The sequence below is a fragment of the Neptuniibacter sp. QD37_6 genome (assembly GCF_047778085.1).
Classification (GTDB): Bacteria; Pseudomonadota; Gammaproteobacteria; order Pseudomonadales; family Balneatricaceae; genus Neptuniibacter.
In genome coordinates this window covers 130,307-153,855 of record NZ_CP180550.1, presented here as the reverse complement: position 1 = coordinate 153,855, position 23,549 = coordinate 130,307, and the positions used below count along the sequence as shown (strand labels likewise).

The 23,549-nt window shown below is 44.3% G+C and carries 18 protein-coding genes; 5 read left to right on the top strand and 13 right to left on the bottom strand.

Going from position 1 to position 23,549, the window contains the following annotated elements; all coding sequences use genetic code 11:
• Positions 1-119 precede the first annotated feature (119 nt).
• A complete protein-coding gene (locus ACMXYO_RS00660; protein WP_415886507.1) occupies positions 120-1,157 on the top strand; it encodes an HD domain-containing phosphohydrolase in 1,038 nt (345 codons plus the stop codon).
• Between the two features lie 20 nt (positions 1,158-1,177).
• Here the strand turns inward: ACMXYO_RS00660 and ACMXYO_RS00655 are convergent, their stop codons facing one another.
• The 7 genes from ACMXYO_RS00655 to ACMXYO_RS00625 form a co-directional block, all read right to left on the bottom strand.
• Positions 1,178-2,353 (bottom strand): response regulator, encoded by a 1,176-nt coding sequence (locus tag ACMXYO_RS00655; protein WP_415886506.1) that lies wholly within the window; start codon positions 2,351-2,353, stop codon positions 1,178-1,180.
• A 179-nt stretch (positions 2,354-2,532) separates the two neighbouring features.
• Entirely contained in the window at positions 2,533-4,257 is a 1,725-nt protein-coding gene (locus tag ACMXYO_RS00650; protein ID WP_415886505.1) for a BatD family protein, read from the bottom strand.
• Positions 4,251-6,041 (bottom strand): VWA domain-containing protein, encoded by a 1,791-nt coding sequence (locus ACMXYO_RS00645; RefSeq protein WP_415886504.1) that lies wholly within the window; start codon positions 6,039-6,041, stop codon positions 4,251-4,253. The genes ACMXYO_RS00650 and ACMXYO_RS00645 overlap by 7 nt, the downstream gene beginning before the upstream one ends.
• Entirely contained in the window at positions 6,041-7,024 is a 984-nt protein-coding gene (locus tag ACMXYO_RS00640; protein WP_415886502.1) for a vWA domain-containing protein, read from the bottom strand. The genes ACMXYO_RS00645 and ACMXYO_RS00640 overlap by 1 nt, the downstream gene beginning before the upstream one ends.
• Complete coding sequence (locus tag ACMXYO_RS00635) at positions 7,017-7,490, bottom strand: DUF4381 domain-containing protein (RefSeq protein ID WP_415886501.1); 474 nt, start codon at positions 7,488-7,490, stop codon at positions 7,017-7,019. Before ACMXYO_RS00635 ends, ACMXYO_RS00640 begins: the two co-directional genes overlap by 8 nt.
• Positions 7,490-8,413 carry a DUF58 domain-containing protein gene (locus ACMXYO_RS00630; RefSeq protein WP_415886500.1) on the bottom strand — a complete coding sequence of 308 codons (924 nt, stop codon included), beginning with the start codon at positions 8,411-8,413 and terminating at the stop codon, positions 7,490-7,492. Before ACMXYO_RS00630 ends, ACMXYO_RS00635 begins: the two co-directional genes overlap by 1 nt.
• A 10-nt stretch (positions 8,414-8,423) precedes the next feature.
• A complete protein-coding gene (locus ACMXYO_RS00625; RefSeq protein WP_415886499.1) occupies positions 8,424-9,431 on the bottom strand; it encodes an AAA family ATPase in 1,008 nt (335 codons plus the stop codon).
• Between the two features lie 265 nt (positions 9,432-9,696).
• On the opposite strand from ACMXYO_RS00625, the gene ACMXYO_RS00620 reads away from it, so the two are divergent.
• A complete protein-coding gene (locus ACMXYO_RS00620; protein WP_415886498.1) occupies positions 9,697-11,112 on the top strand; it encodes a hypothetical protein in 1,416 nt (471 codons plus the stop codon).
• 126 nt (positions 11,113-11,238) lie between these two features.
• Here the strand turns inward: ACMXYO_RS00620 and ACMXYO_RS00615 are convergent, their stop codons facing one another.
• Genes ACMXYO_RS00615 through ACMXYO_RS00605 form a run of 3 tightly spaced genes read right to left on the bottom strand, consistent with a single transcriptional unit; the run spans position 11,239 to position 15,854 of the window.
• Positions 11,239-13,305, bottom strand: coding sequence for a putative bifunctional diguanylate cyclase/phosphodiesterase (locus tag ACMXYO_RS00615; protein WP_415886496.1), 2,067 nt, complete (start codon positions 13,303-13,305; stop codon positions 11,239-11,241).
• Positions 13,306-13,878: a YfiR family protein gene (locus tag ACMXYO_RS00610; protein WP_415886495.1), complete on the bottom strand. Its 573-nt coding sequence runs from the start codon at positions 13,876-13,878 to the stop codon at positions 13,306-13,308.
• Positions 13,875-15,854 carry a TonB-dependent receptor plug domain-containing protein gene (locus ACMXYO_RS00605; RefSeq protein ID WP_415886494.1) on the bottom strand — a complete coding sequence of 660 codons (1,980 nt, stop codon included), beginning with the start codon at positions 15,852-15,854 and terminating at the stop codon, positions 13,875-13,877. Before ACMXYO_RS00605 ends, ACMXYO_RS00610 begins: the two co-directional genes overlap by 4 nt.
• Before the next feature lie 787 nt (positions 15,855-16,641).
• On the opposite strand from ACMXYO_RS00605, the gene purE reads away from it, so the two are divergent.
• Positions 16,642-17,124, top strand: a complete 483-nt coding sequence (purE, locus tag ACMXYO_RS00600) for a 5-(carboxyamino)imidazole ribonucleotide mutase (RefSeq protein WP_415886493.1) — start codon at positions 16,642-16,644, stop codon at positions 17,122-17,124.
• On the top strand, positions 17,124-18,224 hold the full coding sequence (locus tag ACMXYO_RS00595) for a 5-(carboxyamino)imidazole ribonucleotide synthase (protein ID WP_415886492.1): 1,101 nt from the start codon (positions 17,124-17,126) through the stop codon (positions 18,222-18,224). The genes purE and ACMXYO_RS00595 overlap by 1 nt, the downstream gene beginning before the upstream one ends.
• Positions 18,225-18,305: 81 nt before the next feature.
• On the opposite strand, the gene ACMXYO_RS00590 is transcribed toward ACMXYO_RS00595, so the two are convergent.
• From ACMXYO_RS00590 to ACMXYO_RS00580, 3 genes are all read right to left on the bottom strand, one after another.
• Positions 18,306-19,130, bottom strand: coding sequence for a c-type cytochrome (locus ACMXYO_RS00590; protein ID WP_415886491.1), 825 nt, complete (start codon positions 19,128-19,130; stop codon positions 18,306-18,308).
• Positions 19,131-19,198: 68 nt separating this feature from the next.
• Entirely contained in the window at positions 19,199-19,747 is a 549-nt protein-coding gene (locus ACMXYO_RS00585; RefSeq protein ID WP_415886490.1) for a c-type cytochrome, read from the bottom strand.
• A gap of 93 nt (positions 19,748-19,840) precedes the next feature.
• Positions 19,841-21,616 (bottom strand): putative bifunctional diguanylate cyclase/phosphodiesterase, encoded by a 1,776-nt coding sequence (locus ACMXYO_RS00580; protein WP_415886489.1) that lies wholly within the window; start codon positions 21,614-21,616, stop codon positions 19,841-19,843.
• Between the two features lie 200 nt (positions 21,617-21,816).
• Here ACMXYO_RS00580 and ACMXYO_RS00575 point away from each other — a divergent pair, with 200 nt between their 5' ends.
• Complete coding sequence (locus ACMXYO_RS00575; RefSeq protein WP_415886487.1) at positions 21,817-23,541, top strand: ATP-binding protein; 1,725 nt, start codon at positions 21,817-21,819, stop codon at positions 23,539-23,541.
• Positions 23,542-23,549: the final 8 nt, after the last annotated feature.

Here is a 23,549-nt window from a genome sequence, read left to right as displayed (position 1 = left end):
GTACAATTTCAAACATAAGAAAAACTTAATGAATTAACTTCATGGCACTGGACTAAACAAAAAATGACGTCTAATACTTTGTTAGTAAGAATGTAATCTTCTAGTAAAGAGGGATTTTTATGTATTCCAAGCCAACCATACTGATAGTGGATGATTCCCCAGATAACATAGATCAACTATCAGAAGCATTAGGAGATAAATGTGAGATTAAGGCAACAACCGATGCGATACGCGCCATTGAAATTGCCCACACTCCTCCGCAACCTGACCTAATTATTCTTGATGTTATGATGCCTCAGATTAGTGGGTATGAAGTATGTTCTCGCCTCAAAGAAAACCCTGTAACATCTGAAGTGCCCATTATCTTTTTCACATCAAAATGCACTCCAAAAGACGAAGCCTATGGTTTTTTTCTAGGTGCTTGTGATTACATTACAAAACCCATCAGCCCTGCAGTCGTTCAAAGCAGAGTTAATACGCATCTCAACCTTCATGACCAAAAACGTGCACTACATGATGCAATCAAACAAAAAACTAAAGAGCTTAATAACACCCAATTAAAAATTTTACAGTGTTTGGGGAAGGCTGCTGAATACAAAGATAACGAAACTGGCTTTCATGTTATCCGGATGAGTTATTACGCTAGACTCATTGCAGAAGCCTACTCCACAAACACAGATTGGTGCGAATTGGTTTTTAATGCCGCTCCTATGCACGATATAGGTAAGATCGGTATTCCAGATGCAATACTTTTGAAGCCAGGCCCCCTAACCAATGAGGAAAAGGCGCGAATGCAGGAACATAGCCAATATGGAGCAGATATTATTGGCAACGACCCAAACCCACTTTTACAATTATCTAGAAAGATAGCCTTATCTCATCATGAAAAGTGGGATGGCTCAGGCTACCCAGGTGGACTTAAAGAGGAAAATATTCCTATTGAGGGGCGTATCGTAGCAATTGCGGATGTATTCGATGCCTTAACATCAACTAGGCCATACAAAAAAGCTTGGTCCGTTGATAAAGCACTAAGCCTAATTTCTGACAGTGCAGGCTCTCACTTCGACCCTAAACTAGTGGATCTATTTCTCAAGCAGTACGACAAAATCATAGATATTATGTCTAAGTACCCCGATGAAGTACCACCTGATGTCTAATAACTTTCTATAAAAACTCCTTAAAAGAGCTCTACATCATCTTCAAGTAACTGCTCACACTCTTCACTCTCTTCTATATAAGTAAGAGCACTGCATTCTTCTAGGCGAGTAACTATAGACTGTAGCCGCTCATCAACCATAATACCCTTCTCTATGTTTTCCCTAACTTTGTTTTCTGTCTCTTCAACTGCTTTTTCCAAGAGAACTTCCTGTTCTTCAGTTAATCCATAGCTCAAAAACGAAGCTTCCACTTTATCTGACAATTCATCAATGATCCGCAAAGTAGCTAGTTTATTCTCCCACTGAAATTCTTGTATATCTTTCAACGAAGATTGCGCTGCACTTAATACACCATCAATAGCATGAGTCACCATTAAAGCATTCAACCTAGATTCCGCACCTTCAGCAATAATCGCTAGATGATCCCTAAAACGACCACGTTTACCTTCATCATCTGGCATATTCTTAATAAGAAGCGTGATTCCGCCATAATTAGCTACAAAGAATCGTCCCTTCTCGTATAAACGACCTGCATTCTGCACTTGGTTTAGAAACTCTTCTTCAAGAGGTGAAAGACTGTCGAGTCCGTTGAAGTTTTGTACGTTATCTCCTGCCCGAATCTGTACACTACAATCAAAACCATATAATTGATTACTTTGAATGATGGTACGTGCCAATGCCTCTATGCTGTTACAAGTGAAAGTTTTACGGAGAAAATCAATAATCTGTCCCTGCTCTCCAGCGGTTGTAATAGCGTTATTCGCAGCCTCTAGAGCTTGCTTATGACCATCAAATAACTGAGCATTTTTGTGCCTGTTTTCCAGTGCTAATTCAACTTTCCTTATAACTTCATCCGGAGAGATTGGCTTAGTAATGTAGTCGATAGCACCCGCTTCATAGCCAGCAACTATCTTCTCTTTTGAATCTAAAGCTGAGACAAAAATAACATCAATATTCTGAGATTCTTCTACTGCTTTAATATTCTGGCAAACCTCAAACCCATTCATACCAGGCATGAGAACATCAAGTAAGACTAAGTCAGGGGAAAGCTCTTGGATTATAGATAAGGCTTTTTCACCGCTAGTCGCCGCCGAAACCTCATATTTACTACCTAGGATTTCACTAAGAATATCGAGATTATCTGACTGATCATCGACTAATAAAATGCGCATTTGTTGATCCATTACTTGAGACATTACTCAATCCCTTCTAAAAAATATCACCTCTATTAATCTAGCAGGGAGAATCCAAACCGCACATAAACTATGGGAATAAATTATTTTTACTAACAATATGTTATCAAATATTAAAAATCCTTCTGACCGCTGATGAAGGAGTCATAGATGAGTACTGGACGATAAAAAGTTTAAATTAGTTAATCCATATACAGTGGCTCTAACCCAGCTTTTTCTACCGTGGGCCGATTTTCACTGTCGTTTTCAGCCTCAACCTGTTTCAACAAGCCTTTTCCATCCCATTCGCAGTTATCACTGGCAAAGCAGCTACGATTTAGGAATTCGATCTCGTGTTTGAATTCTGGGCTGACTCTATCGGATAAGTCATTCAGGTGATTACATCCTGCATATCGATGGCGCGCCCAAGTGATCAGTTCCGCTCGCGCTTCTTCTGCATTGTTTGCTAAGCAAGCCGCTTTTAGCTTTTTAAAACTTGGCACTGAATCAACCGCTTTAGCTTCTTCCTTTAGCACTTTCTGCTGCGGCTGATGTCTTCTCCATAGCAAAAATGCCACTGTGGATAAGATAATCCCAATTAAGATACCCACAACTAACATTAGCCAATATGAAATTTTGCTCTCGTTCACAACAACCTGTTGGCTATTTATATTATCCACAGGGCTATTTTCCACGATCGGAGGTTCTTGTGTTTGTAGCGTTGTGGATAACGGCTGTTGTACCTGAGGCGGAGGGTTAGGAGCCACTGCTGTTGCATCCGCTTCAACATCAATATTGATAGAAGGGATGCTCGCTGCTTCCTGTTTCTTAGTCTCAGTGTTCCACCAAGAAAGCTGTATTTCAGGTAACGTGACTTTGCCGCCACGTTCAGGGATTACAGTGACTTCAAGTTTAAGACTTAGGGTAAGTTCACCATCGACATAGTACTGCTCAATTTGCGGTTTGGTTGCGTATTGCTTTAGGCCTGGTACTTCCGGCAATACCAATTCAGGTAACTGCTCTTTTTTTACACCTGTGGCCTCTAAGGTCAACGTTCGTGTGACCGGCTCTCCTTGCTTCCAACTGTCGATAGCTCGATCAAAATCACTACCCAAATTAATCTCTTTCGCTGATAGCCAATGCTCGCCGGTAAACTCTGCAGGAATCGGCTGAACCTCAACTTCATAATCCTCTGCAGGCACAAAAATTCTACGCACAGCCCTCGTATTAAAACCTCTAAAAGGATCTGGTCGACCATCTGGAACTTGGCCGCTCAACCGCGCCCCTTGGATTTTTAGGGTGCCACTTTGTTGCGGCGTAATCAGCCATGCCTGCTCTATCACAAGCATACGACGGCCATTCAGCTCTTGCTCGTACTGACGCTGCTCACCCAGAGCTTCGATTAAAGCCTTACCCTCGGTCACTTGAGGTTCTTGGATACCAGCATCATAGATCTTACGCCCCAGTACCAGACTGGATTGATAGATGATCGGCTGCTGAACGACGGGTGTTTTATCAGATAGGGTTGAAAGGAACTCTACGCCACCATCAACAGCTGAAGGTTGCTTTACTTCAACAACTTCAATGCTGTGCTCTTTACTCTTCTCACCCTCAAGTTCCAAGGCAGGTATAGTTAACTGACCTGCTCGTTTTGGAAATAGCGTTAAAACCAGTTTAGTCGTGCTTTTTAGCGACCCGTTTTGGAAAGTTGTACTGGACTGATGACTACGCCCTAGAATCTGGAAGTCCTTGTGCAGGGGTTCTAGATCAACTTGGTTAGCTTCATTCGCTGTAATCTTAAGAATCAGGCGGAAAGATTCGCCCTGCTCGATACGATTACGATCAATCTCACTACTAATAGCAGCCATCAGTACCTGACTAAAGAGTAAAAGTGTTGCTGCGGTAAATAACTTAATTCCATTTACCATAGTTTATCCTCCGCCGCAGGCTGCTCGGAACGCTGACGATATTGATAGATAAATTTGCGTCGCCACAGACCCGCTGGATCATCTTGAATTCGGTTTAACATCTGCTGATTAGATTGCTCAGTTTCATCCAGAGGCTGCTCTTGCTCTGAGTCCTCACCTTTCTGTTCTTGCTGCTCAGCATCTTTTAGCTTTTCATCCAACTGCTGCTTGAGCTCTTCGGCCATTTGTTGCTGATCTTTTTGTCTGGATGAAGATGATTGATCCATCTGTTGTTGCTGTTCTTGCTGCTGATCAGATGATTGCTCAGAAGCGTTACTCTGGTCATTTTGAGAATCTTGGCCTGACTGTTTCTCGTCCTTTTTCTGCTGATCAGATTTGTCTTCTTTGTTTTGTTCGCCGCCTTGTTGCTGTTGCTGCTGTTTTAGCAAGTCTTCAACCAGCTTACGGTTATGCAGAGCATCGTCAAAATCAGGCCTTTCAGCTAACGCTTTATCGTAGGCTTCCAGTGCTTTCTCCAACTGCCCGAGCTTGGCCAGTGAATTAGCATGATTATAGAAATCATTCACAGTTTCAGGCTCAAGCAGGCTATCTAAAGCCTGTTGATAATCTCCACTCTCATAGTGAGAGAGCTGTTTCCAACGTGGATCTATGAACAACTCAGCCGCAGCACTTTTATCACCCTGTTGATAAATTTCAGCTGCTTGCTGATTTTGAGTTTTCCACAGCCCTTGCCACCAATCAGCATGAGCTGGCTGCGATAAGCCTGCTGAGGCAATGACAACTATAGGTAAGGTCAGATTAAATAAACCACGGCGGAATAACGGCAGTAAGAACGGAAGAGCCAACAAGATAAACCAAGGGCCTTCAGCGACCCAACGTTGGATATCTTTATCGACATTTACGGCGGCATTTTCGCCAGACTTAAGACCCGCAATCAGATAATCGATATCCAGATCATCCACTCGAATTAACTGCGCCTGACCACCACCTAGACCAGCGGCTTCAGCCATCAGCCCAATATTCATGGTCGCAATCACTTCATTTCCCTGCTGATCCTGCAAGAATCCATATTCTGTAGGTATAGGCCCACCTTCGGCAGTACCTATAGCCAGAATAGATATCTTGCGACCTTGATTGCGAATACGGCTGGCATCGGCTGCAACTTGAGCTGGTGAGACCTCATCGCTCACCAATAGGATATTGCCGCCTTGAATATTCGCTTGCGCTAACATTTGATCGGCTAAGACTAAGGCCCGATCAGCCCGACTTCCTTGTACCGGCATAATCTCCGGGGTCATCGCCGGTAAGGCAGCCAATATAGTATCGCTATCCTCGGTTAACGGTGTTACTGCAAAGGCATCACCGGCATAAACAATCAGTGCTATTTCTGTATCTGGGAGCTTTTTGAGTAGATCTTTAATCTTAAAGTTGGCCCGTTGCAGGCGGCTCGGTTTTAGATCGGTCGCATTCATTGATGCAGACAGATCCAAGGCAAGCACTAAGGCATCACTTTGCTTAAATACCGGTTGCGGTTGTTTCTGCCAAACCGGTTGCATAGCCGCGACTGCGAGCAGGATCACCGCAGAAAATAAGCTCCACGGCAACCAATTGCGTTTTAACCGTTGTGTTCCCTGCTGTTTTAACAACGGCAGAAGTTCTGGATCGCAAACCTCAGACCAATCTTGGGCATCAGCACTACGCTTTTGTAGCCATAAAATAAGCACAAATGCCGCAGGAATAATCAGCAACCAAAGCGGCTGTTGTAGCTGAAGATCAGAAAACATCAGTTACGCCCCCTTAAGCTGATCGCCAAGAACAGAGCCAATACAAAAGCACCATAAAGCGGCCAGTGAAAAAGCGGATCTATAGGGCGGAAGAATTCTGAGTCTTGTTCAACTGGTTCTAACTCATCTAAAAGCACATAGATCTCTGCGAGTTCATCCAGATCATAAGCACGGAAGAAACGCCCTCCAGTTTGCTCAGCAATCGCCGTCAGTGTCTTCTCATCCAGATCAGAACCTTGCGCGAAGAAGGAACCTAATACTCCACCTTGGCTGCCGCCACCAACGCCTATTGTGTAAATTTTAAGCCCCTCTGATTTTGCTAACTCCACCGACTGCAACGGCTTTAACACCCCTGCAGTATTACGGCCATCGGTGAGCAAAATCAGAATGCGTTGTTCACTTTCCATCTGTTTAAAGCGTTTTACCGCCAAGCCGATGGCATCACCAATGGCTGTGGCTTTACCCGCCAAACCCACTTGGGCTTCATCTAACAAAGTTTTAACCGTATCGCGGTCATGAGTCAGAGGCGCCTGTTGATAAGCTTGCTCTGCAAAAAGGATCAGGCCAACCCGATCCCCTTCGCGGCGTTTGATAAAATCACCGGCGACTAATCGGGTTGCAGCCAAACGACTCACCCAACGGCCATTCACCTCAAAATCTTGCTCTAACATACTTTCCGACAGGTCCACCGCCATCATTAGATCACGGCCTTCCAATTGCTGTGGAATCGGCTCACCTAACCACTGAGGCTTCGCTACAGCTGCAATCAACAGCCCCCAAATAAGGTAAAGCAGCACTAATCGCCATGGAGAGGATTGCTGGATCGATACACCTTGTTGCGGCCCAACCGCCTGTTCCATCTGGTCAAGAAATGGCACATGCAGTGATGCCCCGCCCTGATCCGCTGAAGGCTTAGAAAAGCGCCTTACTAGCCAAGGCAGAGGTAAAAGTAACCAGAGCCACCACCACGCAAACTCAAACATCGGCAGGCCCTCGAGCATTAGCTAGCCAACCTTTACAGGCATCTAACAAAGCTTCGGCATCATACTCAGGTGATGCTTGATAAGGCGCTACTGCTAACACCGTTAAAGTATCCGAATGGCTTTGCTTAGCTAAAAAATCGGTCCAAGCGGTTCCATTTAACGCAGCGACATCTTGGCGAGAATACAGGGTCAGCGCTAGGCGTTTTAACAGCGTATTACACTCTTCAGCCAAAAGCCGTTTATTTTGATGTTGCTGGTAGTTCACTTGAATAACGTTAAGTTCTTGTAGCGCCCAACGATTTGGGTTGTTCCGCATTTTCTTCAGGTAGTGATAGCCAAACCACACCACTGCAATAAATAACGCAATGCTAAGTACAATTAAAAACCACCAGCCCGGCGCTAAAGGCCACCAGCCAATCATCTCTGGCTGCTGCATGGGACGTAGAGGAAGCTGGGAAAAGTCCATTAGCTCACCTCCTGAGAATTAAACTGAAATAACGGATGCTGATCCGTTTGCCAATGAGCAAACTCTACACCACGTAGGTTGTGCAGATTTTGTAATAACTGTAATCGCTGCTGAAACTGGCCTCGATATTTAAGCTGTTGCGCCTGATTGGCAGAGACCAGCAATTCACGCCCTAAGCCGCTAAAACGATACGATTTTCCGCTGCTTGGCAGTTGTTGTTCCAGCGGATCGGAGATCAACACCAGCTTCAACTCACAACGTTGTGCCAGACGCATCAGGTGCAGCTCTGTTTCTTCATCAACATCGTGAAAATCGCTGAAAATATAGAGGATACTGCCACTGCTCAAGATCGACTCTAAGCGCGCTAGTGACTGTGCCAAGGATCGTTCAGTGATTTGCTCTGTGAGCTCAACGCCTTGAGATAATGCGGTAATCATCTGCATCAATTGCTGGCGACTATTGCTCGGTTTAAATAGCTGCTCTTGCTGTTCACTTAGCAACATGCCACCCACACGGTCGCCATTCGCCAAAGTAGTCCACAGCGCCATCGCACTAGCATAAGCAGCTAACACCGATTTAAAGTGTCCGCGAGTCGCAAACTGCATACTATGGCGAAGATCGCACAGCAGGAAAACTGGGCGTTCGCGCTCTTCTCGGTAAAGCTTGGTATGTGCTTCACCGGTACGTGCCATCAAACGCCAATCCAAATGACGAATGTCATCACCCGGCTGATATTCACGGACATCATCGTATTCCATACCGCGACCGCGAATATGACTTAGATGATGACCTTCACGAATAGCCATACGCTCACGGCTATTCTGTCGCGCAGGTGGCCAGAATCGTAAGCTAATAAGTTCGTCCACACTGATGAGGTGTCGTGCGGATGGCACAGGCCTTGGGCTTGCTTCCCCTAAGAACATAGATTGATCCCTAAGGTACCGCCACGCGATTGATCAGTTCGGCGATCAATTTATCTTTATCTAAACCTCGCGCTTCAGCCACATAGCTCAAGCCGATACGGTGTCTTAGCACGCTTGGTGCAATCTCTTGGATATCATCTGGGGTCACAAAATCACGTCCGGCCAACCAAGCTTTAGCTCGAACAGCACGATCCAAAGCAATACTCGCACGTGGGCTTGCGCCAAAGACTAAGCTATCTTTCAGGTCTTCTCCGTAAGCCTCTTGATTACGTGTCGCCATCACTAGTGCGATCATATAATCCTCAAGATTATCTGCCATGTAGACCTGCATAATGCTGGAGCGAGCTGCGAATAATTCCTGCTCGGTCAGCGCAACATCAATATGAGCAGCTTCACCAGTCAACTCGGAATTATGCTCATCGCGTACCAAACGCAGGATCTCTTTCTCTTGATTATGGTCTGGGTAATCAACGCGGATATGTAACATGAAGCGGTCTAGCTGAGCTTCGGGCAGTGGATAAGTCCCCTCTTGCTCCAACGGGTTCTGCGTCGCCATCACCATAAAGAATTTAGACAGTGGATAAGTTTTACCTGCAACCGTGACTTGTCGCTCCGCCATCGCTTCTAGTAACGCAGACTGTACTTTGGCTGGCGCACGGTTGATCTCATCCGCCAATAATAAGTTACAAAACAGAGGTCCCTGACGGAAACTAAACTCGCCCTTTTGCGTGTTGTAGATCTCAGTACCGGTAATATCACTAGGCAGAAGATCCGGCGTAAATTGGGAACGATGGAACACGCCTTCTAATAGATCACTTAGGGCATGTACAGTGCGGGTTTTCGCCAAACCTGGAGGGCCCTCCAGTAAAACATGGCCATCCGTAAGCAATGCAATCAACAGATGCTCAACTAAGGCTTCCTGCCCAATGACTTTCTGCTTTAAAGCCTCTGATAACCCGATCAGTTTACTCTGCAAGGTTTGACTCGATGCCGTATTTGCAGTGGCTTCTACTGTCATTCTAAGCTCCTGTTTTTTTATTAATTTTGCACAATGAAGTTACGAATGTGATGCCTATTTATATGCGGTTAGCATCCCTGTTTTCAACTCTGCAACTCGATCTAATTTTACCGAACAAAAGGTAGTATTCAGATTCCTATTCTCAATAACAGTTCAATGTAACGCTTCGCTCACAAAAACTTCTTAAACCTGTCATCTAAACGTCACCCGACATAGATAGTTTTGGCGGCATAAATCTATAAGACTTTCCATAAAGGTATTTTCAATGTCTATGCTGCACGGTTCTCACCCTCTTAAAGCGTTAGCCTTAGCTGTTGGCGCAACTTTGCTTACAACTACGGCTTACGCTGCCCCTATTCAAGTAACTAATGGTAATGACAGCGGCGAAGGTTCCATGCGTGCAGCACTGATCGCTGTTGCTGAAGGTAAAGCAGATAGCGTCATTGTTACTAGCAAAGACGATATCATGATCAACTCCACTCTGACTTATACTGGTCAGGCACCTATCGCGATCTACGGCAACGGCCAGATCATCAAAACTGCAAAAAACACCAATTTGCTGGCTATCTCTCAAGGCGCGGACCTGAATATCAGCGGTCTTAAATTTGAAGGACCTGGCGGTTTTAGCATCCAAAACCGCGGTGACCTAAAAGGCGAAGCTGGTAAAGGTATCTTCGTTAACCTACGAGATAACCAAACCGGAACCCTAACCGTGACACTAAATGACGTTGAGGTTAGCGGTGTTGCTTATCACGGCATCCACATCTCTGATTGTGATATAGCCAAAGATTGTGGCGCCGGCGCAGGTGGCGAAGGCGGTGGTTCTCCAGCGTCTATCGCAGTAAATGCGTACAACCTAAACATCCACAATGTCGGCTATGGCCGCGTAGATGGCGATGGCCTTCGAGTCGATGAACGTAACGAAGGCAACATACTATTTACCGCTCATAACTCTCGCTTCAACAAAGTAGGCGCTGACGGTGTTGAGCTAGATGAAGGTCAGAATGGCGACGTGATTGTTAACGTGAGCAACGTCGATTTCTCTAACAATGGTGGTTACTGCCAAAAAGACCTTCTACAACCTCTTCTACCATCCCCAGTAGAAGCTGAATTTAAAGATGGCGAGATGTCTGCTGACAAAGTACCTGCTGAGATTACCGGTTCCGCTGATGACAAATGCTTTGAACGCGAAGTCGATCTATATGCTTCCGGCTCAGTTGAAGCTTACGAGTTTGGTATCGATTTTGATGATGGTTTTGATATCGATGAAGCAGGTAACGGTAGTATTAAGACCGTCCTTTACTCTTCGACTATCCACAATAATCTAGATGAGGGCCTAGACTTTGACGAAGAAGGCGAAGGCGATATCGAGATCACAGTGATTGACTCTGCTGCATCAGGTAACACCGATGATGGCTTCAAAATGACGGAAGAGGAAAACGGTAACCTCACCGCTCTGATCTCTTCTGGTCATGCCGACAAAAACGGCGGTAAAGGCATTGTGCTAGAAGCTAAAGATGCGGGTAAAGTTGCAGCTCTCATCGAAAACAGCACAACCGCAAATAACGACAGTGGTAAGAAATCCGGCCTTAAGATAAAAGGCAAAGGCGTAATCACCCTGAAAGACTCTGAGATCACTGACGGTTTTAAAGCGAAGAAAGCTGAAATCGTAAAAATCTAAGCCTTAACAAATAAACAACAAAGGGGAGCACTATGTTCCCCTTTTCATATCAATTAACATGACTTTATTCGGTCAGCGTAAATCTAGTACAGAAAAAGATCGATAACAGCTCCAAAAACCCTCTGATTAACTGAGGTTTGTTCCGTTCAACGCAGCCTTTAGTTCTGATATTGGATGGGGGCGTGCAAATAAAAAGCCTTGTACTGCATCGCAGCCATATTTATTTACAAACTGATACTGTTGCTCAGTCTCTACACCTTCAGCTACAACCTTTAAGTTCAGGTTATGTGCCATATCAATTATGGTGCGAACAATCACCTCGTCATCATCATCCTGACCTATATCCTGAATAAATGACCGATCAATCTTTAAGGTGTTAAGTGGCAGTTGTTTCAACCGGCTTAGCGACGAGTAAGCCACTCCAAAATCATCTATTGAGATTTCTACTCCAAGCTCACGAATTTCACATAATTGATCATAAATATCGTCCATTTCTGAAGCTATAACGGTTTCTGTAATTTCTAGTTCTAATTTATCAGCAGGGTACTTAGTTTCTGCCAACATAGAGGTGACCTGTTCAGAAACACCCTGACGCAAAAAATGCGCAGCTGAAAAATTTACAGACAATAAAAGGGACGGCTTTCCATCATATAACTCTAATAACTCTCGACATGCAGTTTCCATGACCCAGTTGTCGATCTGACCAATTAACCCACAGTCCTCCGCTAGCGGGATAAACTCTGCTGGTGAGATAAACCCTTCATCAGGATCATACCAACGAATCAACGCTTCAAGCCCGATAGGTTTTAACGAACGACTATCCCACTTAAGTTGATAATAAACTTCAAAGCTGCCTTCCATCACAGCCTTACGCAATTTACTTTCTAAGCACATCCGTCGCTCAGTCCGTTCATTCATCTCTCGAGCATAAAAACTAAACTGATTACGGCCCGCTTCTTTAGAGCTGTACATTGCTGTATCAGCATTTTTTAAAATCGTAGATGCACTTGTCCCATCTTCGGGATAAACACTTATACCAATACTCGTTGTTACTTGAAGGCTATAACCATTTATTTCGGCAGGCTCACTTATGGTATCTATAATTTTCTGTGCCACCTCTGCGGCTACATCAGGTACGGTATCTTGCAGCAGAACTGCAAACTCATCCCCCCCTAAACGAACCAATGTATCACTGCTGCGTAAGTTTTGTTTTAGTTTACGACCTAAATTGATCAGCAGTTTGTCCCCAATATCATGCCCTAAACTATCATTAATACCTTTAAATCTATCAAGATCGAGAAAAAACAGAGAAAGTTGCTGTCCATGACGTTGCGCAAAATTTATCGCACCCTGCAGGGTCTCATCTAGCATTGCTCGGTTAGCCAAGCCCGTTAATGGGTCATGAAACGCTTGATGTTCCAACCTTTTATTTAATTCATACAGTTCATCTGTACGTTCATTAACCTTATCTTCTAGATTATCCCTAGCTTGCTGAAGCTCGTTATCTCGAAGCTGAATTTGATGCAACATCTCATTAAAGTCATCAGCTAACACGCCTATTTCATCCTGAGATGCTTTATCTGCCCTCAACTTATAATCACGAGTTCTAGTGATATTTCTGACAGTGCTTGCCAATTTTAATATGGGAGAGGTAATTACGCGTTGAGCCGTACTGGCAATAAGGACAGCAAGTAATAAAGCAGCTAGAAATAACCACCCTAATACAGCAACTCGCTTAAGTTGCTGTTGTTTCCAACTTTCCATTTCGGAATACAAAACAACAAAACCTAGATACTCCTGATCCCAGCTAATTTCATGCTTGGTATAAAAATAACCGTCAACAAGACCACTCTGTTCTGCTTGCCATATTACTGAAGGTTCATGTTCAGCTCTCTTGAAGCTAGCAAACACATTTTGATCAGCATCATAAAGATAAGCCGCAACCACATTGACCTCTCCTCTGAGGGAAGCAAGAGTATCAGTAGCAGATTGGTGATCCCCAAAGAGCAAAGCTGCAGCGCTGTTGTTTCCTATCACGCTAGCCTGAGACTGGATACGATTTATTAAATCATTACGTGAATTTATCCAATCACTTACTGCAAAACCAATCGTTGCTACCGACAACACAATACAGCTACTTAAGAACAACAAAATCGCTAACTTTTTCTGAATTAGGCGACTATTTATTAACAATTAAATATCCTCCTTATCCAAAATATTTGCCAACTTAAGTAACTGCGAACTCATTTGGAGTTTGCGCTCATGAACCTGCTTTAGGCTGACTTCAAATCCGATACTAGATCCTCGCCTTACTAGGCTTAATAATACCCCTGGCAGAAGCAATCCTTGCTTCACATCAGTGGTAAGATCTGCAACTGTTAACAGCCCGACTTCTGGCCCACTGGCAGCATAATCTAGCTGATATTGAGAAAGCTCGTCATTGCTGATCAACAAGATACTGCACGATTTAGCATGGGTTAGATCCTGAATAGTAGAACTCTTCACGACTTTCCCATGTACATCTCGACCTACAATTGAATCGAACCCTTTACCAATAAAATCGGTACGATAAAAACAAATGTTGAGATGCTCTTGGTTTGAATGAGAATCAGGCCAAATCACAAATTTGGCAATATTGAAAATAAAAGCAGCTTTCACACGATGTAATTTTTCGCCATGATCAGCCCAAGTACTGGTAGCCAGCGCCAAACAGAACAGGATGGTTAAGAGATTAAACCAAGAGAAAAGCTTCCAGCGAAATATCATAAAAGATTTTTATTCCATTTCAGGCTAAACCATATTTCCCGTTCACTGCGCTCATTATTATGCTGAGAACCAAAATCGGCAGCCGGGTCGTAAACCTTTTTATCAAATAAATTGTCCACCCCAAATCGATAACTCAATCCGTCTTTCCATTCCCCTGAAGCAAACAAATTTGTGATGACAAACTCATCAGCATTGTCGCGCTCAAAGTTATTTGTATCTTCACGCACATCACTATGAACTAAGCTAAAACCAACCAAATGATTAGACAGGTATCGGTAATCAACTTTAAAGCTACTACTCCAACTAGCCAGATAAGGTAACTCTATTGTTTCAGAATCTGTTTCTAAGTAAGCCAGTGCTAAACGAACATTCACTTGATCTAGTGGTCGCATGTTGAGAAGTATTTCAGCTCCACGCATTTGAACAGTGCCATCAACATTAGCGAAATATTCATCCGCCATATCAGGTGTTGGCACTTCACTTATGTAGTTTTCAAGTTCATTGTAGAAAAGATTCAAGCTTATATTTGCTTGGTCCCACTGATATTGATAAGCCAACTCCAACGACTTGATTTCTTCAGCTTCCACTTCAGGGGCTTCGAAGTTGGTTCCTTCCAATACTTTGAGGTATTCACGAAATGTCGGTGTTCTAATTGCAGTACCGTATTGTGCTTTCCAAGTATTACGGTCATCTGGTGCGTATACTGCTGCGGCGCGGTAATTAAAATATCCACCAAAAGAATCAAACTGATCGTACCGACCACCAAAAATCAGACCTAGCTCAGGATTTACCTGCCATACATCCTGAATGAATAACGCCCAATCATTATTACTTATCCCTGGTTCATTCAGCAGATTACCCTTCTCTGTTGGACTGAGAAAGCCATCTTTAAAGTGAAAAAATCGCTCAAAATCAGTGCGTTTAGCTTTTTCATATTGCCAACTACTCCCAACAGCTAAAGAATGATCACCGAAAGCCTTAAGCCAGGTAAAAGAAGCCCCTGCCATGGTGGCATCCTGATATTCTTCATAGCCTAAGGCACGAGTTTCTTGCTCAATTTCAATTTCTCTCGTCTTATCATCCTGATAGTAAAGCTTGCTCTCGACTCTCCCGCTTTGTAGATCTCCCCATTGGTAATCTAAAGAAAGTGATAGAAAATCTTCATCAATAAAAGCATCTTGAGTCGTAGGTATATTTAAGAAAGGAGTTTCCGATTTATTCAACATCAGGCTGAGTGTCAAGCCCGGCATTGGACTAGCCTTAATGTGCAGGTTTTGGAATTCTTCATCTAGAGGCTGTAAAACATCACCGCCAATAAAGCTTTTCCGGTCGTCACGAAACGGAGCATCCTGATCAAGGGCACTAGCAAAGATTTGTACTTCTGGGGTGTTATAGAGAAATCCCGCTTTTTTCCTATCGTTATCCGCCACCTCTGCCGTCAGTTCCAACTGATCTGCATTTGAAAATTCGCGGGTAGTGATCGAAATAATCCCTCCAAATGCATTAGCCCCATAAAGACTTGAAGCAGGACCTAGAATAACTTCTACTTTCTCTATCAATTCCATAGGTAGATTGTCACCTAATGAAAAATGACCATAGTAGAGATGTTTAATTCGGACGCCATCTACCATCAAAACCATTTTATCGTTATAGCGATCTAACAAACCTCTGGCCCAAACTGCGCGATGACGCTTACGATATTGATTAAGCTGAAGTCCAGGGACGAAAGCTAACAGATCATCTAATCTGCGCACCCCGAACAAATCAAAATCTTGGCGTTGAAAACTATAAACGGTTCCAGGCGCTTTTTTGGTCTGTGTAGGCAGTAAGGAAGCTGCAGTAAACACTTCCAATTCCACCAATTCATTCAGTGAAAGGAGCGTAAAATCTTCTTCGGTAGGGACGGCATAAGCTGGATAGGACAAAGCCGCAGACACAAGCAATGCTGCACAACATTGCGTCTCGCTATTAAACATTCCCGATTACCCTGTATTTTTTTTATTTTGTGGTAAACGTACAAGTTATTCATTATCTCATTGATTTTATAAATAAAATCATTAGAAACATTAACTCACTCTACTTCGATAATCTTATTTTTTACTCATAAAAACAATCTTATTTTTCTAATCTATTGTCACAGATCATATAATCTGGACTAAAGCCTCATACCTCCCAGCCGGCTGTAATCGTTTTATTCAACCATAAAGACAAACTATTTTGAGGCTCTTTGCCTAGCATAAAACTATATTTGTGTACTCCATATAAAGCCTATCGATGGCTGCAGACATCAGCGATCCGTATAACATTAAGAACGAATCCAGAGCCGACCTATTAGAAGAAAGAAACAAGTAGTGATTAGCATTTTTTGATACACTTTACGCAGTTTTGTGCCCTATTTTTGAAAAAGGCGGGCAACTCTGTCAGATCAAGAATTGAACTACTTCGCGAGTACGACTCCTCTATTACTAGCTTTGGTGGTATGATGTCGCCCCTTGGGCGCAGTACTAGGTACAGCCACCACTGTTTTATTGGGTTTATCCTCTGGTGGTACCATTCTACTGGCAGCATTAGGGGTCGGTGTTTCTTCTTTATCGCGGTACCTGCAGCGATATTCGTAACACCTCCAAGCGCTAACCAAAGCCTATCAATGATTGCTAACTTACATAGCATCACGTTATATAACGTGTTGATAAGGTTTCTATTTTTCAGCGCACTGATTATTGAATTTTTGGCATTGAGCCAAGAGGAAACAGGTAAACAAAAATGAGTAAAGTCTCCGTCAGTATCATCATGGGCTCTCGCTCAGACTGGCCAACCATGCAAGAGGCTACTAAGCCACTGGAAGAACTAGGTGTAGAGTTTGAAACTAAAGTGGTTTCTGCGCACCGTACGCCTGAGCGTCTTTTCCAGTTTGCCTCCGAAGCGCACACACGTGGCGTTGAGGTAATTATTGCAGGTGCTGGCGGCGCAGCTCACTTGGCTGGTATGGCAGCATCTATGACTCATCTGCCAGTTATTGCAGTACCTGTTGCCAGCAAAAACATTAAAGGCCTAGATAGCCTGCTATCTATGGTTCAGATGCCACGCGGTGTAGCCGTTGCTTGTCAGGCAATTGGCGGTGCGGGCGCATACAATGCAGGCCTAATGGCAGCACAGATGCTAGCCCTTAAAGATGCAGAATTGAGCCAACGCCTACAGGATTGGCGTAAAGCTCAGACTGACAGCGTTCCTGTTGAGGTAGAATAATGCACGTTGCTATTGTTGGATGCGGCCAGTTGGCACGCATGATGGCTTTGGCTGGTTGGCCTCAAGGTCACCGTTTTACTTTTCTGGCTGAGCCAGGTGAAGGTACTGATTGCGTTAAAGGCTTAGGTGAAATTGTTGAGCGCACTCCAGAGATGGAAGGCGAGTCTCTTTTTACTGCACTAGGCAATCCTGATGTTGTAACCGTTGAGCGTGAACATGTTGATGTGTCTCTTCTAAGCACATTGAAGCCGCACTGCTCAGTTTATCCTTCTCCAGAAGCGATTAGCTATTGCCAACACCGCGGACGTGAGAAAACTTTCCTAAACTCTTTAGGTATCAAGACTGCACCGTTCCACCTTGCGAACAATGCAGAGGAATTGAGCGCGAGCGTTAAAACGCTAGGTTACCCAGTATTCGTTAAAACCTGTGAAGAGGGTTACGACGGTTACGGCCAGTGGGTTCTAAAAACCGATGAAGATTTAGCTAATCTGGTAGCCCAAGCAGATTCGCTACCAGAAGTTGTGATTGAAGGCCGCGTCGATTTTGACCGTGAAGTATCTTTGATTGCCGCACGTGACGCGTCTGGCGCTTGCGTATTCTATCCGCTAACAGAAAACCTTCACCGTAACGGTATTTTGTGGAGCTCTATTGCTCCGGCTGATGCACCTGAAGCCTTGCACGCTAAAGCGAAAGATATCGCAGATAAAGTACTCAACGCTTTGGACTACGTTGGCGTAATCGCTATCGAAATGTTCCAAGCGGGTGATGATTTGCTGGTTAACGAACTAGCACCACGTGTTCATAACAGTGGGCACTGGACTCAAGGTGCAGGCATCTCTTCCCAGTTTGAAAACCATATCCGCGCTATCTGCGGTTTAGGTTTAGGTCACACAATCAACAGCCAACACGCTGGCATGGTTAACCTATTAGGTATCGAAGCACCTAAAGAGATTATCAGCGAAAGCAATGTACAGCACCATGTGTACAACAAGTCGCTGCGTCCAGGCCGTAAGGTTGGGCACCTTAACCTAGTCAGTGATGATCGTCACACACTAGAAGTTAAGCTAAAACGCATTCGCGATAGCCTTTACGAAGACTAATCGTCTTTAGTTAGGACTAAGCATTAAAAAACCCGGATACTTCACACAGTACCGGGTTTTTTATTAGCTACTCTGAAGCAATCACGGCCGAGTCATCAAGTAATGAGCGATTGCCTCTCGATCTGTCTTCTTCAGATACTTAGCGCCATCACGTACCACTTCGCCCATACTGTCGCCAAAGACATCACCATCCTGCTTAACACCCGACTTCAGCGAGTAAGCTAGATCCGCTTCGCTCCAACCTTGTTGAGCTAACGCGCTTGCAGTAATTGCAGGAATAACACCATCATCTTCCACAAAGCCCTGATGACCACTTAAAGCTGCCGCCGTATCTAATCCACCCAAAAGGTTTCTTGGGGTATGACACGCGCCACAGTGCGTCGCCCCTTGCACTAGGTAAGCACCGCGATTGTGCTGCTCACTTCTCTTTGCATCGGGAATAAACCGTTGCTCATCGAAAAACAGCAACTGCCACACATCTAAACCCCAATTGAGATTGAACGGGAAGCTCACTTGATGCGCTGTCGAAGGTTTAGATACTGCGGGGACGGTTTTAAACGCCGCCCACAAATCAGCGACATCCTGATCAGATAAACGCGTGTAAAAACTATAAGGAAAGGCAGGGTAGTAGCTTTGACCGCCAGGCGACTTGCCCGCGCGCAATGCACGCTCAAAATCATCTACACTCCACTTCCCTATTCCATGCTCCCTATCCGTCGTTAGATTCGGCGCATAGAAGGTTCCGAAGGGTGTGTCCGTACCCTTGCCACCCGCTAGCGGTTTTCCTTTAGCTTCACTATCGGTGTGACAAGCGATACAACCTGAAACACGTGCAAGATAAGCTCCCTTGGCAACATCCCCCTTCAGCTCAGATAGCGAGGCTCTAGATTCGTCTACCGAACTCAAGTAGCTAACTCCTAACACAACACCAACAACCAAACAGATTAGGAGAGCTGAAAGCCAGAGGTGCTTTCTCATTTATCTTTCTCTACACGATAGTCAGTATGACAAGCTGAGCAGTTGTCGCTTAAGCGCTCAAATACTACCTCTACCGGCATAGTCGCAAAGGACTCAGCTCCCTCTTGCACTTCAGGTGCTGCAGCCATACCCATCATGCTTGCTGAGGTGTCTTCGGTATTTTCCGCACCAACATTGTCAGCTGCGTCGTACAAACCTTGGCTGATTCGCTCTAACTCTTTCGAAAGATGCTGGAAACGATCCCAATCCTGCCAAATTTCAGCCTTAGCTTCAGTTGGATGATCCAAACTACCTTCAGGGAACAATTTAGTGAGGTTCTCACCCGCATGCATATTGATCGTTTCAGCGGCAACACGAACCTGAACAGGCTCATAAGGAATTTTACCCTTAAACATGTCAGAAACGGTTTTCATCGCCCCTTTCATATCTTCCATGGCATCCATACGTTCTTTAACAATCCCTGTTGCTCCACCATGGGCATACGCTGCTAATGGCTGCCCAAGCATCATTACAGCAACAAACGCAGGGATGATCTTCTTATACATAATTTAACTCTCGTCTCAAAAACTGCCGATGGAACCCGTAAGTTAGGGTCATGCAGTAATGATACACGGAGATATCAAAATCAATAAGTGTCGTTAACCTTGTTGTAACTGTGCTTGCAGTAATTCAGTAAAATGCTCTGCTGGCAGTGGTTTTGAAAACAGATAGCCCTGAAAATAATCACATGATTTTTGATGTAAGAAATCTCGTTGATCAGCCAGCTCTACACCTTCACCAACCACTTTTAGCCCTAAGGCATGAGCCATTTGGATAATACCGGAAATTAGAGCAGGACTTTCTGGCGTGACACTCAACTCTGCTGTGAAACTACGATCAATTTTTAATGTATCCACAGGGAATTTTTGTAGATAGTTGAGTGCTGAATAACCGGTACCAAAGTCATCAATAGACAGCTGCACACCCATTTCACTCAAGTGCTTCAACGCTTCGCCACAACCACGCTCATCTTCCATCAAAAGGCGCTCTGTGAGTTCGAGTTCCAAAGCATCAGGTTTTAGACCTGTCTCTCGTAGAACTCGCTTAACCGTATATTCTAAGTGCCCATCACGGAACTGTGGGAAAGCAACGTTCACGGCAATTTTGAATGATTCTCCCATAAGTTCAGCCCACTGCGCTGCTTGCTTACAGGCTTGTTCAAGCACCCAATCGCCAATAGGAACAATCAAACCAGATTCTTCTGCCAGCGGGATAAATTGATCAGGAGAGACCTGACCATATTCAGGGCATGACCAACGCAACAGGGCTTCAGCCCCAATAATTTTGCCACTAGCTGCATCGATAATACTTTGATAGCTCAGACTAAACTGATTTTGCGAGAGCGCACGACGGAGATAGGATTCCATAGTGAATTTAAACACCGTCTCGTGCTCCATCTCCTCTGTATAGAATCGAAAGGCATCTTTACCTACCGCCTTAGCTTTATACATCGCAGCGTCAGCATTACGCAGCAGAGCAACAGGATCTTGACCATCCTTAGGCGCAACAGTGATTCCGATACTCGCTGACGTGGATAACTCATAGCCATTGATCAGCACTGGCTGCACAGCCGTTCTTAAGATCCGCTCACATATATCCGAGATTTCATCGTGCGCTTTTCGGTCAGGCAAGATGACTAAAAATTCATCGCCACCCAAACGGGCAATGGTATCGTCGCCATGTACACAGTATCCCAAACGTCGGCTAATCTCTTGCAGATGCTGATCACCGACTTCATGCCCTAAGGTATCGTTAATCTTTTTAAAGTTGTCCAGATCGACAAATAGGATACCCACAGAGGTTTGATTTTTATTAGCGCGGGTTAAAGCTTGAGACAGCCGGTCCATCGCTAGTACACGATTAGGCAAACCGGTGAGATGATCATAAGTAGCTTGGTGTAGTAGTTTGGACTCGTAATTCTTGCGCTCAGTAATATCGCCAATAGAGCCCACCATCCGATAAGCAACGTTGGCCTCATTTCTCAATGCTAAACCATGAGCAAGCACCCAGAAATAACCACCATTGTTGTTCTTTACACGATATTCACAACGGAAGAATTCGGTTTCGCCTTTGAGATGACGACAAAGAACTTGTTGGTAACGTTCACGATCATCCGCATGTACCCATTTTAACCACTCACTGGAAGTAGTCTTAATGGTGTCTTTACCCATGCCGATGGTACTGAGTAGACGCGCTGACAGGTAGAGTTCTTTGCTAACAGGATCCCAATCCCACAGCCCTTCGTTAGCCCCTTTCATCGCCAGAGCATAGCGCTGTTCAGTTTCCCTAAGCGACTGTTCGACTTTCTCAAGATACTGAATACGCTGACGCAGCTGCGTATTTTCCCTAATCAGACTTGGCACATCTTCGGACAACTGCGTTACCTCAATACTTCCAATGTTAACTTTGAGCGCTATCCGAGCTTACCACACTTAAGTTCCACGACCACACTTTGTTGTAGTGGATTGAGTAGTGATTAGAACAACACTATTGATGTGAATTCGTCCATGGCATCTAATCCAAGTCTTCCTATACTCAATAAACAGAGTATGTAATTTAGAGATGTGAAATATTGATGCGTGTCACTTATCAGTTTCTATTTGCTGGAATAATCTTTCTATTTTCCCAGCTATCTATTGCGCAAACCACCTTTGGACCCGACAGCAGTCAACCGCCGATTCGCTTTGTTGGAGACAAGGATTACCCACCTATTGAATGGCTAGAGGAGGGAAAACCCCGCGGTATTTTTGCCTCTTTTTTAGAAGAATACTCCAAAGCGCTAAACCGCAAAGTCGAATACAACCTGATGAATTGGAAGCAAGCTCAGCAAGCTGTTTTAGAAGGCAGAGCCGATGTCTTGACCGTTTTCAGTCCTAATCCAGACCGCATCAAAGACTACGCCTTTGTTGATAGTTTTTTGCACTTTGAAATTAGTCTCTTTCTCCGTAGTGACAACCTCACTATCCATGGTTTAGCAGATCTAAAGGGAATCAAAACAGGCGTCTCTAAAGGGGGATTTCCTCGAAAAATAATCGAAACTCAAAGCCAAGCTAAGTTAGTAACAATGAATGATCACTTAGATGGTTTTCAAAAGCTTTTAAAAGGTGAGATTGATGCCTTAGCCACTACTAAATGGGTCGGTTCCTACATTATTCAGAAGCACAAATTAAAAGGGATTAAGTTTGCACCCACGCCTATCGCCACTAAAGCGACCCACATGGGTGTAAGAAAAAGTAATACCGAGCTGGTTCAACAGCTGCAACAAGGCATAGAACTGATGGAGGCAGAAGGCACTCTAGATAGACTCAACCAACAATGGTCCGGCTATAACATGGTTTATCTTACCGAGGAAAAACTTAACCAAATCTACTACCAGTTTGGTTTCGGAACTGTTCTCGTTTTAGCCTGCTTGGCAGTAGCATCCATTATTACGTTAAAGCGCCAAGTAAGAGAACGCACCCAATCCCTCTCCACCGCTAAAGCCTCTTTAGAAGAAACGGTCGATCGTCTTACCCGCACTCAAAAACAGCTCGTACAAACGGAAAAGATGGCAGCACTTAACTCCATTGTGAGTGGTGTAGCCCATGAGATAAACACACCATTGGGCATGGCAATTACACTGAGTAGCACACTCAAAGAACAGATTACTCAATTGGAAAAACTAGTTAGCCAAGACAGTCTCACCAAGAAAGCACTCCTAGATTTTCTAAACGAGAGCCAAGACTCTTTAGAGCTAGAAGCGGACGCTCTGCGACGAGCTGTTACCTTACTACGTAACTTCAAACAGATATCAGTTCACCAAAGCCAAGAGCACCGGCAACTGATCAATATTGCGGAAGTCATTGAAGACTCAACCGTGATCGCTACCAACGATATTGAAGAGGACAAGATCAATGTATCTGTAAATGGCGATTCCACATTGACGATGGATACTTACCCAGCTCCGCTGGCACAAGCGTTAGTCCACCTAATCAACAACGCGGTTATCCATGGATCTAACCAAGCAGAACCTGTTGATGTATCTATAAGCTATGCAAAAAGTGATCAGAATATCATCCTTAAAGTGGCAGATAACGGCTGCGGCATCCCATCAAAATATCTAACACAGGTGTTTGATCCGTTCTTCACAACCTCCCTTGGGCAAGGAAACTCCGGTTTAGGTTTGAGCATTGTTTATTCGATCGTGAATCACGTTTTAGGCGGCTCAATCCGGGTCAACAGTAGCTTCGATACAGGCACTACTTTTATTTTAGAGCTGCCGATAAAAGCACCTGAAATTCAGGATGAGATCGAAGCGTAGACATAAAA